Origin of the sequence: Listeria weihenstephanensis (assembly GCF_003534205.1) — a bacterium.
Taxonomy (GTDB): domain Bacteria; phylum Bacillota; class Bacilli; order Lactobacillales; family Listeriaceae; genus Listeria_A; species Listeria_A weihenstephanensis.
In genome coordinates, this window is record NZ_CP011102.1 from 1282345 (window position 1) to 1294430 (window position 12086).

Genomic DNA, 12086 nt, shown 5'->3' on the forward strand with positions numbered 1-12086 from the left:
CTTAATTGCTATACCATTGGAGGAACTCGATAATGAAGTATGCATTCTTAATCAATAATGACAAAAACAGTTTCTATCCGTTGAAAACAGGAATGATTGAGGAGGCGCAATCTGATTTAGATGTATCTTTTTCACAAGAACTTATTGAATTTTATAATGAAGTAGGCTGTGGTTTTATCAAAAGTTCTAAAGGCAATATAAATCGATTCATGGACCCGATTTCAGTTAGAGATTTCCGTAAAAAAGAATATGATTATGAATTTTTCCCTGATATTGATCTATATGATGACTTAGAAGATGAACTTATCTTTTTTGAAGTGGATGAAACGGTTTTGATGTCTATCAAAGTGACAGGAAATGATACAAGCCCTGTATACTATAATGAAATTAAAATTGCAGACTCTCTATATGAATTTCTACAATGCATGTCGAAGGATGATAATTATTATTTAGCATTGATAAAGTAAAGCTAGGCATACAGGATAAACTGTATTAGTAATGATTTTTTAAGCTCGTTATTAATACAGTTTTTATTCTGTGAAATATATCATGGGAAATAAGGAGTACTAGAAATGTTAGTAAACCTCTTAAGACAGATTGCTGAGGAACAAAAATCTTTTGATGAAGAACCTGAGGCACCTGCAACAGAAACTGAAATTTTGGAGTTAAAAAGACGAACTAACGATGATAAAATTAGTGATGTTTGGTTTCCTGATTATGCGGATTTCCTTAAAATAAGAAACGGTCTGGATTATGATGGACTTGTTATCTATAATGCCAATATGACTGATACTAATAATGGATTCATTGCTGCAAACGAGATATGGAATGAGAACGACTGGGAAGATAATTACGTATTTTTGGGGGATTCCAATATTTCTTGGTATTGTTATAGTATTACGAAAAACATTTTCTTAGAACTTGATAAACCAAGTGGAGATATCATTAATCAATTTAGTTCATTGAATGAACTTTTAGAAGCAGCTATTAGAAATATTTTATGCAATATAGGTTGAATTAATAATTTAGATCGAAACATTGAACTTGTTAAAAATTTACCTCTAGAGCAGTATGACAAATATAATGAGATTAAGTGCAGGTGACGTGGCAATCTTTTTGAGACTAGCTTGTTAGAGTTTTTTTGAACAGCAGGATATAACAAAAGCCGTATCAGGTGCGATTTAAAAATCAATACCTAATACGGCTTTTTCTGTATTTATTTTTAAATCTGAGAACTCACTAGCTATTTCTTCTCTACAATCTCAACGTGTTCTACAAAGTGAGTTTGATTGCTTAATTATTATATCGTAGGAGGAACTCGATAATCGAGCGTGCATTATCCTGAAAAAAGAAGCATTCGATTTAGTTCGTTGATGAGATAATGGGAGATTTTTAAGAAGAATAAATACGAACTGCGGAGATTATAGAAGAAAGTTTGAAAAGGACAACAAATTATTCAAAAAAATTTCAAAAAACTCTTGCCAAACAGGCCTAGTAGTGATAATATATTAAATGTTGCTACAACATATTGATCTGAACTATGCGGGTGTAGTTTAGTGGTAAAACTACAGCCTTCCAAGCTGTTGTCGTGAGTTCGATTCTCATCACCCGCTCTTAAATTGTTATCAACGCAGTGTTTCGACCTTTATAAGCGAAGCATTGCGTTTTATTTTTGTGTAGAGGATATGCGATGTAAATCGGCGACAAGCGTTCGCAATGAAAAGTATGGGCGGACTTCCGGTTCTGCTACGCAATGCTTGCTACGCTTAACTTCTTACATGGTCGGGGAAACTACTCCCTCCCTGTTTTCAGTCATCACGTACACTAGTACGCTCCGCTTCCGGCTTCCACCCATACTTTCCATTTCAAACGCTTTCGCTCGATTTGTTTAAAGCAGGATGTAGGTCTTACCCAAAACAACAAAAGAGCAAAAAAAACATTAAGATACTAAGAACTGAGGTGCGAACCTTGCAAAATATTGATATGAACGAGTTAAAACAAGAAATTATCCGCTATGCGCGTGAAATAGATATTCAAGAAATAGGATTTGCTTCGGCTGATCCTTTTTTGGAATTAAAAACGAGGTTGGAAGTAGCTGCGAAAGAGGATGTTTTAACGGGATTTGAACATCCGAATATCGATGAGCGTGTTTATCCAGAGCTTATTTTTAAGGAGCCGCGTTCGATTATTGCGATTGCGCTTGCTTATCCTTCTAAGATGAAGAATGAGCCGGTGAGTCGGAAGGAAGCGCGCCGGGGCCTTTTTTCTCGAGCTTCGTGGGGGACGGATTACCATACGGTGCTTCGTGAAAAACTGGATTTGCTTGAGGCTTTTATTCGAGAGCGGGTTCCTGAGGCGCGTTTTAAATCGATGGTGGATACGGGTGAATTTTCTGATGTGGCGGTCGCTGAACGGGCTGGAATTGGGTGGCGTGGTAAGAATACGTTGCTGATTTCGCCGGAGTTTGGTTCGTTTACTTATTTGGGCGAGACGTTGACGAATCTTCCTATTGCGCCGGATAAGCCGATGGGGGATTTGTGTGGTGATTGTAATAAGTGCGTGGAAGCCTGTCCGACAGGGAGTTTGCTCGGTGAAGGGAAGATGAATCCGAAAATTTGTTTGAGTTATTTGAGCCAGACGAAAGGCTTTTTGGATGAAAAATATCGTGATGTGTTGCATAATCGGTTATACGGCTGTGATACGTGCCAGGTGGTTTGTCCCTATAATCGGGGGCATGATTTCCATTTTCACGAAGCGATGGAGCCTGATCCTGAATTGGTGAAGCCAGAGTTAAAACCCCTGCTGTCGATCTCGAATAAGGAATTCAAGGAAAAATTTGGACCAATGGCGGGTTCTTGGCGTGGAAAGAAGCCGATTCAGCGTAATGCGATTATTGTGTTGGCGCGTTATAAGGATAAAACGGCGGTGCCAGAATTGATTCGGTGCATGACGGAAGATCCGCGTCCTGTGATTCGGGGAACGGCGGCTTGGGCGCTTGGCAAAATTGGCGGTGCAGACGCAGAACAGGCGTTACTAGAAGTGCAAGAGGACGATGTAGAAGTGCTGGCAGAAATTACGCGAGCAAAGAATTTAATAGGAGTAAGGTGACGAAATTGGCAAATCATGTAGTACTTTATCAACCGGAAATTCCGGCAAATACGGGAAATATTTCAAGAACATGTGCGGGGACGGATACATACTTGCATCTGATTCGACCGCTTGGTTTTTCGACGGATGACAAGATGTTAAAGCGGGCTGGTCTTGATTATTGGGATCATGTGAAACTGAAATACTATGATTCGATCGAGGAATTCTTTGAAGTCAACGCTGGCGGCGAATTTTATTTTATAACGAAATTTGGACGGCATGTATATAGTGATGTGAATTATCAAGATACGAATAAGGATTATTTCTTTATTTTTGGGAAGGAAACAACAGGATTGCCGGACGCGATTCTTGAAGCGCATGAGGATACGTGTTTGCGAATCCCAATGACAGATCATATTCGTTCGCTCAACTTGTCGAATACGGCGGCGATTTTGATTTATGAATGTTTGCGTCAACAACAATTCGGTGCGCTTGATCAAATGCCGCATTATGATCGTAAAATTTTTAAAGACTAGGGGATGGATTGTGTGAATGAAACGATTGAGGGGATTTTGAGTCATTATTCTGTACGTGATTTCAAAGATGAGGCATTGACGGAGGCGGAGATTGCACTTCTCGTTAAAAGTGCGCAGGCGGCCTCTACGTCGAGTTTTGTGCAGGCATACTCGATTATCGGTGTTTCGGATAAAGCGTTGCGTGAGGCGATCTCTGAGGTAGCTGGGAAGCAGCCTTATATCGTGAAGACGGGGCAGTTTTTTGTTTTTGTTGCAGATTTATCACGCCATCATCAAATTGGCGAAGCGCGCGGTGCTGAAACAGATTCATTAACCTCAATGGAACGCTTTCTTGTGGCTACGGTAGACGCGACTTTAGCCGCGCAAAATATGGCGATTGCAGCAGAATCAATGGGACTTGGCATTTGCTATATTGGCGGCATTCGTAATGATCTCGCGCGAGTTTCTGACTTGTTGCAGATTCCAGATTACGCAACACCACTATTCGGCCTAACAATCGGTCATCCAACAACAAGCTCTGAGCCTAAACCACGACTTGCTTCGGAGCTTGTTTATCATGAAAACCACTATCAACCAAAAGGCATCCAAGATTTCAACGAGTATGACGATACTATTCGTGATTACTATGCAGCAAGAACGGGTGGAAAACGCGTGGAAGGCTGGACGGATCAAATCGAACGTAGCTTAAAATATGCGACACGACTTGATCTAAAAGAATTTTTAGCGAGTAAAAACTTAGGCAAAAAATAAGATAGCTAATAAATTCTCTGCTTTTATGGCGGAGTTTACATTTTAAATCGTAATGATTCCGTTTTGAGATATTTTGTGTTATGCTAAATTGGCTTTGAAAAATGAAGAGGAGAAGAGGGATTCGAGTGATAATTTTTGATTGTATTATCCTTGGGGCAGGGCCAGCTGGACTTAGCGCGAGTTTGAATTTAGGCAGAATGAGGAGAAACGTTGCGATTTTTGATAATGGTACGAATCGTAATAGAGTCACGCATGAATCGCATGGCTTTATCACGCGAGATGGGACGACGCCAGCCGAATTCCGAAATATCGGGTTGAATGAGCTGACAAAATATCCATCGGTGACTTATTTCAATAGGACAATAACGGAGGTTTCGAGGGATGAACAGGCAGGGATCTTTGTTATAGAAACGGCTGAAAACGAGAAGTATACTGCAGAAAAAATCGTTATGGCGACCGGAATACAAGAGGAATTTCCAATCGAAGCCGTTAGAAATTTTTATGGGAGAAGTATTTTTAGTTGCCCGTATTGTGATGGGTGGGAGTTGCGAGATAAGCCGTTGTTTGTGATCGCGAATAAAGAGGAGCAAGTGCTACATATGGCGAAATTGCTCTATAGTATATCTCGGGATCTGTATATTGTAACGAATGGGACGCAACTATCAGCCGATTGCATTCGCGAACTTGAGAAGCACGATATGCGATATAATATGGAACCTGTGCAAGCGCTCCATGGCGATAATGGGAATTTAGAAGCTATCGAATTCAGAACAGGCGAAAAAGTAACGCGATCATTTGGCTTCGTCGTTCCATCTTTCCATCGAGCCAATCCTTTTGCCGAAAAACTTGGATGCAACATTGCAGAGACTGGCTCAGTTATAACGGACGGAATGGGGAGAACGAGTCAATCCGGTATTTATATTGCTGGCGAAACGCAAAAAGCCGGGCCATCGTCACTACTAATTGCTGCGGCAGAAGGAAATATTGTTGCAGGATCTGTCAACATGGATATCGCAACAGAAAAATTTTAAGCACAAAAAGAGGATTCAAACCTGAATCCTCTTTTCTCGTTATATCGAATAACGCTCCCGAATAGCTCGTAAAAGCCCTTCACAACCAGCGCTCACAAGACGTTCTGTTTCATCGAAGTTTCCAGTGTAGTAAGGATCAGGAACTTCCTGCTGTTTTTCATCCGGCGCAAAATCCATCAGTTTTTTCAAGATAACATCACTTTCCAGTGGTTTCAATGCTTCCAGATCTTTCATATTAGAGCCATCCATCCCGATCACATAATCGAAATCGGCGAAATCATCCTGATCAATAAGACGCGCCCGCATTTGCGTATGGTCAATCCCGTGCTTCGTCAAAACCTGCTGCGTACCGCGATGTGGCGGATTCCCTAAATTCCAATTTCCCGTAGCCGCAGAATCAATTCGAATTTGATCCGTTAAACCAGCTGCATCCACCTTCGCGCGAAACATTCCTTCCGCCATCGGAGACCGGCATATATTCCCCAAACATACAAATAATACACGAACTACCATCTAATCTTCCCACTCCTTCCGCAATTCCGCCACCTTTTCAGGCCAGAAATGCTGTGATTCAAGCCATTCTAACATGGATACAACACGCTTCGCATCTAATTTTCTTCTGAAATAATAAATCTGATTCTCAAGTAAGGTCACGCCAATTTGCTGATATGGCGATTCTTCCGAATGAAGCAAGGCCTCAATCTGCATAAAATACCAATCTTTCTCCTCACGATCCTCCAACAACTGCAAAATTTCCAGCGTTTTCGCCACATTCGCCATCGCCAACATCTGTTCCAATTTTTCAAGTGGATAGTTCGGCGCTGCATCTACATCAAAAGGAGAAAAATAGAGCCTAGCGATAAACTGATCGAAATTTTCCGCCACAACTAGCGTCTGTAGTGTCTCAAAATCTACATAAATCACGCAAGGCTCGGCCATCTGATAATCAAGTCCGATATAGCGGTGTCCGTCTTGATGAAAATAAACTTGCGTACCAGGCAGATCGACATCCTGTTCTTCGGGAATATGCAATTGCAATCCGTCAAGACCAGCGAGCGAATAAATTTCCGCATCTGTGAGCCCGTAAGATGTTGGCTCCGTGACGGGAAAATGATTCTTTTTAAGCAGGCCGCCATTATGTACACGCACTAATTCCTTGTATCCAGAAGGTAACGTAAGATCATGTTCATTTTCCCAAGCCGCGATTTGTTCATCTGAGGCAGGGGCAGTACCAAGCAACCAAATATTCATCCGATTCACCTCTTTCTTCTTTTCATTTAGTATACCAAAAAGAATCACTTTTGACGCGCGTTAACATCAAAAATGATTCTCTACGAAATTCTAGTGTAACTCCAACTGAATCGCCTCGACAATATCCGCCATTGTTTTGCCAGCGAGTACTTGCTCCATCGCGGTTTGAGCATCACGTAAGGTTTGCTCCATCGCACCTTGAATATGCGCGCCAACCTCACAGTCTGGGTTCGGGCTATCATGAAACTGAAATAATTCCCCATCTTCTACACTATCCACGGCCTTGTACACTTCTAAAAGCGTAATCTGGTCCAGCGGCTTTAAAAGGGAAGCGCCACCAGTCCCGGCTTTCACTGCGATTAATCCTGCTTTTTTCAATTGGCCGCTAATCCTTCTAATGACGACAGGGTTCGTATTGACACTTCCCGCAATTCGCTCAGAGGTTAATGGTGGCTCTTGGGTAGCAATTAGTGATAAAATATGGGTAGCGACAGTAAAACGGCTACTAATTTTCATCAAGACCAACTCCTTTGTAACCATTGTAGTTACAAAAACAGAAGAAGTCAACCGAAGAGAAAGCCTTGTTTATACATTTCTGTTGCAGGGTATCAAGCAAGTATTGGCTTCACGCACCAATTTCCGTTAACATTCTTTGTGATATAGCACACGAGTGGACAAATCAATAGAGTTAGTTTATAATTATTATTAGATAATAGTTATTATAAATAAGGAGGAGAATTATAAATGAAAACAGTCAATTCAGTAGACACAAAAGAATTTTTAAACCATCAGGTGGCGAACTTAAACGTATTTACGGTGAAAATTCACCAAATCCATTGGTTCATGCGTGGCCATAACTTCTTTACATTACACGAAAAAATGGACGATCTTTACAGCGAATTTGGTGAACAAATGGATGAAGTGGCAGAACGCTTACTAGCAATTGGTGGCGCGCCATTCTCGACATTGAAGGAGTTCACAGAAAACGCAAGCGTAGAAGAAGCGCCATACACAAAACCAAAAACAATCGAACAATTTATGGAAGATCTTGTTGGTACGTTAGAATTATTACGTGACGAATATCAACAAGGTATCGAATTAACAGGCAAAGAAGGCGACGACGTAACGCAAGATATGCTAATCGGCTTCAAAGCTTCAATCGACAAACATATTTGGATGTTCCAAGCGTTCCTTGGTAAAGGTCCATTAGACAAATAATTTTCAGCGCGTCGACAAACACTCATTTTGTTGTGGCACTTATGAAGTGGAGCGAATTAGAGCCTCAATATGCAGAGGAACAAAGTGAGTCTGTAGTCATTGCTGGTACTCGCTTTTGCCTAGAAACTAAGCGCATAAGGATGGCAGATAAATGAGATTTCTCTGCATATTGGAGTACTACCTCATTTCATGTCGAAGAACTCCAATAACACGCTGAGGTTTGGCGAACAATCATGTCGGGTGGTTTTTCTATAGTCGGAAATGCAAAGCCTGTTTTAATAGCGGGCTTTGTATTTTTTTACGTAAAGAAGTTTAACTTTTCTAAAAGAGTGGTAAATACACTTATCTAGCTATAAGCAAAATACATGCGAAATGTGTAGATATCTGCTATCCTTGCAGTAATCGAAATAGGGAAGAGGAGTGATGACAATGCAAATCGAAGTAAGCGACCAAGCACAACATTGGTTCAGAAACGAGTTTAACACGGCTGACGGCAATGGAATTAGATTATTCGCAAAATATGGTGGCTCCAATAGTTCCCTACATCCAGGATTCTCTATTGGATTAGTAGCTGAAAAACCTACCGAAGTGGCATTGGAACACAAAATCGGCGATATTTTATTCTACGTAGAGGATCATGATTATTGGTATTTCAAAGACCACGATTGGGTGATTGATTACAATCCAAAAAGTGAAGAAGTGACATTTAAATTCTTTGAAAAAGTAAAATAAAATAAGCGGCGGACTTCTAAAAAAAGGAGTCCGTTTTTATTTTGCAAAAGTCTCCCAACTTTCCGTGTTCCTATTTACTCTAGGAAGCGATTCTGCTATTCTAAAGATATAGAATTGGGGAGTTGAGATTTTGAAAAAATTAACACGCTGGAGTATCCTTATTTTGCTAATTGTATTGATTAGCGGATGTTCCAACAATACACAAACATCAAGCGTTACCGAAGATACACTAACAGGCGCGAAATTTACCTTTTTTGACGTGGGACAAGGTGATAGTACGCTCATTCAAGCCGATGATGGCACGACGATTTTGATTGATACAGGTCGGCATGATGACAACCGTATTTTAATAGACCTTGAAAAAGCGAATATCAAAAAAATTGATTTACTACTGCTAACACATCCGCATTCAGATCACATCGGGAACGCCGATAAAGTGATTAAACAATATAAACCAAAGGAAATTTGGATGGATGGACTCGTGTTTAACAGCGCTATTTATGAACGTGTAATTGATGCTGCACTTGCGTCAGACGCGAAATATAAAGAGCCAAGACGAGGCGAAAAGGCAACATTTGGTCCATTCGGCATTCAAGTTCTGAGTCCAAATAAACTTTCTGATAATGCAAATAATGATTCGATCGCGATTCGTCTAACGTACAAAGATATCGCAGCAATTTTCACGGGTGACGCTGAGAAAATGCGCGAACGTGAGATGGTTGATAGTGGCTTAAACTTAAACGCGCAGATTTTGGATTTAGGGCACCACGGCTCGTCTACATCGAATCAGCCGTATTTTTTAGATGCGGTCAAACCAGAAGTCGCAGTTTATTCGGCCGAATTGGGGAATTCCTATGGACACCCTCATCGTGAAGTCATTCAGTGGTTGAAAGACCGCGATATCACGACGTATGGAACGGATGTAGAAGGAACTGTGACGATTGAGACAGACGGCAAGCAACTCCATGTAGAGACGGATAAATCGGGTACACCGAAAGCAGGGAACAGCGAAGGAAAGCAAACGAGCGAGGAGCCAGGCAATGCCGTTCCACAACCAGATACGATTAATATTAATACAGCAAGCGCGGAAGAATTGCAGTATCTCGCAAGTATTGGCCCTGTTTTAGCAGATAAAATTATTGCTGAAAGACCGTACAAAACGATTGAAGAGTTGAAAAAAATAAACGGTATTGGCGATGGTATTGTTCGGCAAATTAAAGAACAAGGAATTGCCACCGTAAAGTAGGTGAACCAGAATGAAAAAAGCAATTTTAGACCGCGTAGAAGACGGAAAAGCAGTTTTTCTACTAGAGCCAGATCATAAGGAATGGCTCCTGCCACAAAAGCAATTGCCCATCCATATTCATGAAGGTGATTCCGTCTTAATCGAAGGAACGACCATCACGTTAGACAAACAAACAACCGCTGAAAATAAAGCAAGAATCCAAGCAAAGCTAGAGCAGTTGCGCCGTCGTAGCCAATCATAAACGAAGAACTTTTAAAAAAGGATTGACAGTATCCGAAATACACGATATAGTTAAAAAAAATAAATAACGACTTACGCATTTTATCCAGAGAGGTGGAGGGATTTGGCCCTATGATACCTCGGCAACAGATCATATTTATGATACTGTGCCAATTCCAACAAGTATGTTATGTACTTGGTAGATAAGGTGAGACGACAAGACTGCATTAATATGACTGTATACTTATTCGGTACATAGATGTTTGGATTAGAAATCTCCTCTTATTAACTTAAGGGGAGATTTTTTTGTGGGTCAAGTTATGGTAACTAAGGGAGTTGAGAAGATGATTGAATTTACAGACGTAACAAAAACATTCAAAAGTGGTGGCAAAGAAATTACGGCACTTGCTGGTGTTAGCTTAACCATTGAAAAAGGAGATATATTTGGCGTTGTAGGATTTAGTGGCGCTGGTAAAAGTACGCTGATTCGCACGGTGAACCTCTTAGAACGACCAACGACAGGTTCGGTTTCCGTGGCAGGAACGAACTTGACAACTTTAAAGCCAAAAGAGCTTCGCGCAGAACGGAAGAAAATAGGGATGATTTTTCAACATTTCAACCTGTTAAATTCCAAAACGGTATTCGAAAACATCGCGATTCCACTTGCATTGATACATACAAATCGCAAAGAACGCGAAAAAAGAGTGATGGAATTGCTTGAGTTTGTTGGATTGGCAGATAAAGCGAAGAACTTTCCAGATCAGCTTTCAGGTGGACAGAAGCAACGTATCGGCATTGCCCGCGCGCTCGCTACAAACCCAGAAGTTCTGCTATGCGATGAGGCAACAAGCGCGCTTGACCCAGAAACAACAGGTGCTATTTTAGAACTACTCAAAAAAATCAATCAAGAATACAACATCACGATCTTACTTATTACCCACGAAATGTCAGTCATTCGCGAAATTTGTAATCGAGTGGCCGTGATGGAAGGCGGGAAAGTTATCGAAGAAGGTAAAGTATTCGATATTTTCTCAAATCCGCAGAGTCAGACCGCTAAGAATTTTGTTAAAACAGTGATTAATGACGACATCCCGGCAAGCGCGCTTAAACTTATTCAAAATCACGATGCCACCGTTTGGAAATTCACATTTGTCGGTGAATCATCTGGTAACCCATTACTTTCGAACATCGCCAAACAATTTGATGTGAACGTCAGCGTCTTAAGCGGTAATATTTCCGAGATTCAAGATATTGCTTTTGGCTACATGATCGTCGAAGTAACTGGTGAAAAAGAAGAAATCGCCAAAGCATTTACCTATGCCGCAACGCAAAATGTGAAATTAGAGGAGGTGGGTGTCTAAATGGAAGTCACATCAGAACAATTAACAACCGCATTTATTGAAACGCTATACATGGTTACGTGGTCGCTATTATTCGCCTGCTTGATCGGTATTCCACTTGGTGTCCTGCTCGTTGTCACAAGAAAAGGTCACATCTTACAAAATACCGTGATCTTCAATATTTTAAATCCGATCATTAATATTTTGCGATCCGTGCCATTTATTATCTTGTTGGTCGCCTTGATTCCAGTTACCCGCTTCATCGTCGACTCAAGTATCGGCGTGAAAGCAGCGATCGTGCCACTCGTTTTCTATGCCGGTCCATACATTGCTCGACTTGTTGAAAACTCACTTTTAGAGGTCGATCAAGGTATTATCGAAGCTGCACAAGCGATGGGCGCTAACGCATGGCAAATCATCTGGCGCTTCATGTTACCCGAAGGACTTAGCTCATTAATCCTCACATTGACCACTGCAACAATCGGACTCGTTGGAGCAACAGCGATGGCTGGCGTTGTTGGTGCTGGAGGTATCGGAAACTTAGCGATTACTTACGGGTATCAGCGCTATGATAATATTACCATGCTGGTCACGGTTATCATCCTGGTCGTTATCGTCCAAAGCGTTCAATCACTTGGGAACTTCATTTCCCGCCGAATTCGCCGCCGCTAGATCG

General features: G+C 41.1%; 15 protein-coding genes, 1 tRNA gene and 1 riboswitch. Of the genes, 13 read left to right on the forward strand and 3 right to left on the reverse strand.

Annotated features, from left to right (window positions below; genetic code table 11):
• The first annotated feature begins 32 nt into the window (after positions 1-32).
• The 7 genes from UE46_RS06210 (at position 33) to UE46_RS06240 (ending at position 5404) form a co-directional block, all read left to right on the forward strand.
• Complete coding sequence (locus UE46_RS06210; RefSeq protein ID WP_036059472.1) at positions 33-467, forward strand: SMI1/KNR4 family protein; 435 nt, start codon at positions 33-35, stop codon at positions 465-467.
• Between the two features lie 105 nt (positions 468-572).
• Positions 573-1016, forward strand: coding sequence for a YrhA family protein (locus tag UE46_RS06215; RefSeq protein WP_118907477.1), 444 nt, complete (start codon positions 573-575; stop codon positions 1014-1016).
• Positions 1017-1542: 526 nt separating this feature from the next.
• A tRNA-Gly gene (locus UE46_RS06220) sits at positions 1543-1613 on the forward strand.
• Between the two features lie 370 nt (positions 1614-1983).
• Positions 1984-3108, forward strand: coding sequence for a tRNA epoxyqueuosine(34) reductase QueG (queG, locus tag UE46_RS06225; protein WP_036062642.1), 1125 nt, complete (start codon positions 1984-1986; stop codon positions 3106-3108).
• Positions 3109-3113: 5 nt separating this feature from the next.
• A complete protein-coding gene (gene trmL / locus UE46_RS06230; protein ID WP_036062640.1) occupies positions 3114-3623 on the forward strand; it encodes a tRNA (uridine(34)/cytosine(34)/5-carboxymethylaminomethyluridine(34)-2'-O)-methyltransferase TrmL in 510 nt (169 codons plus the stop codon).
• 12 nt (positions 3624-3635) lie between these two features.
• The gene (nfsA, locus tag UE46_RS06235; RefSeq protein ID WP_036062624.1) at positions 3636-4373 is read left to right on the forward strand and encodes an oxygen-insensitive NADPH nitroreductase; all 738 of its coding nucleotides are present in this window, start codon (positions 3636-3638) and stop codon (positions 4371-4373) included.
• Positions 4374-4498: 125 nt separating this feature from the next.
• Complete coding sequence (locus UE46_RS06240) at positions 4499-5404, forward strand: NAD(P)/FAD-dependent oxidoreductase (RefSeq protein ID WP_036062623.1); 906 nt, start codon at positions 4499-4501, stop codon at positions 5402-5404.
• A 39-nt stretch (positions 5405-5443) separates the two neighbouring features.
• Here UE46_RS06240 and UE46_RS06245 read toward each other — a convergent pair whose 3' ends face one another.
• From UE46_RS06245 to UE46_RS06255, 3 genes are all read right to left on the reverse strand, one after another.
• Positions 5444-5917 (reverse strand): low molecular weight protein-tyrosine-phosphatase, encoded by a 474-nt coding sequence (locus UE46_RS06245; RefSeq protein ID WP_036062621.1) that lies wholly within the window; start codon positions 5915-5917, stop codon positions 5444-5446.
• Positions 5918-6655 carry an SMI1/KNR4 family protein gene (locus tag UE46_RS06250; RefSeq protein WP_036062619.1) on the reverse strand — a complete coding sequence of 246 codons (738 nt, stop codon included), beginning with the start codon at positions 6653-6655 and terminating at the stop codon, positions 5918-5920.
• Positions 6656-6745: 90 nt separating this feature from the next.
• Entirely contained in the window at positions 6746-7171 is a 426-nt protein-coding gene (locus tag UE46_RS06255) for an Rrf2 family transcriptional regulator (protein ID WP_036062617.1), read from the reverse strand.
• 228 nt (positions 7172-7399) lie between these two features.
• Between UE46_RS06255 and UE46_RS06260 the strand changes: the two genes are divergently transcribed.
• From UE46_RS06260 to UE46_RS06285, 6 genes are all read left to right on the forward strand, one after another.
• Entirely contained in the window at positions 7400-7873 is a 474-nt protein-coding gene (locus UE46_RS06260) for a Dps family protein (RefSeq protein WP_036062615.1), read from the forward strand.
• Between the two features lie 429 nt (positions 7874-8302).
• Complete coding sequence (locus UE46_RS06265) at positions 8303-8605, forward strand: HesB/YadR/YfhF family protein (protein ID WP_036062612.1); 303 nt, start codon at positions 8303-8305, stop codon at positions 8603-8605.
• 127 nt (positions 8606-8732) lie between these two features.
• Positions 8733-9851, forward strand: a complete 1119-nt coding sequence (locus UE46_RS06270; protein WP_411431072.1) for an MBL fold metallo-hydrolase — start codon at positions 8733-8735, stop codon at positions 9849-9851.
• A gap of 10 nt (positions 9852-9861) precedes the next feature.
• The gene (locus UE46_RS06275; protein ID WP_036062608.1) at positions 9862-10092 is read left to right on the forward strand and encodes a DUF3006 domain-containing protein; all 231 of its coding nucleotides are present in this window, start codon (positions 9862-9864) and stop codon (positions 10090-10092) included.
• Positions 10093-10169: 77 nt separating this feature from the next.
• Positions 10170-10280, forward strand: a riboswitch (SAM riboswitch).
• Between the two features lie 134 nt (positions 10281-10414).
• A complete protein-coding gene (locus tag UE46_RS06280; protein WP_036062606.1) occupies positions 10415-11431 on the forward strand; it encodes a methionine ABC transporter ATP-binding protein in 1017 nt (338 codons plus the stop codon).
• Positions 11432-12082 (forward strand): methionine ABC transporter permease, encoded by a 651-nt coding sequence (locus UE46_RS06285; RefSeq protein WP_036062603.1) that lies wholly within the window; start codon positions 11432-11434, stop codon positions 12080-12082. It abuts the gene before it with no gap.
• Positions 12083-12086 lie beyond the last annotated feature (4 nt).

Bases quoted from the DNA above. Each gene is read 5' to 3' on its own strand.
- UE46_RS06210 (WP_036059472.1), top strand. From the start codon at position 33: ATGAAGTATGCATTCTTAATCAATAATGACAAAAACAGTTTCTATCCG.
- UE46_RS06215 (WP_118907477.1), top strand. From the start codon at position 573: ATGTTAGTAAACCTCTTAAGACAGATTGCTGAGGAACAAAAATCTTTT.
- queG (WP_036062642.1), top strand. From the start codon at position 1,984: ATGAACGAGTTAAAACAAGAAATTATCCGCTATGCGCGTGAAATAGAT.
- UE46_RS06245 (WP_036062621.1), bottom strand. From the start codon at position 5,917: ATGGTAGTTCGTGTATTATTTGTATGTTTGGGGAATATATGCCGGTCT.
- UE46_RS06250 (WP_036062619.1), bottom strand. From the start codon at position 6,655: ATGAATATTTGGTTGCTTGGTACTGCCCCTGCCTCAGATGAACAAATC.
- UE46_RS06255 (WP_036062617.1), bottom strand. From the start codon at position 7,171: ATGAAAATTAGTAGCCGTTTTACTGTCGCTACCCATATTTTATCACTA.
- UE46_RS06260 (WP_036062615.1), top strand. From the start codon at position 7,400: ATGAAAACAGTCAATTCAGTAGACACAAAAGAATTTTTAAACCATCAG.
- UE46_RS06265 (WP_036062612.1), top strand. From the start codon at position 8,303: ATGCAAATCGAAGTAAGCGACCAAGCACAACATTGGTTCAGAAACGAG.
- UE46_RS06275 (WP_036062608.1), top strand. From the start codon at position 9,862: ATGAAAAAAGCAATTTTAGACCGCGTAGAAGACGGAAAAGCAGTTTTT.
- UE46_RS06280 (WP_036062606.1), top strand. From the start codon at position 10,415: ATGATTGAATTTACAGACGTAACAAAAACATTCAAAAGTGGTGGCAAA.
- UE46_RS06285 (WP_036062603.1), top strand. From the start codon at position 11,432: ATGGAAGTCACATCAGAACAATTAACAACCGCATTTATTGAAACGCTA.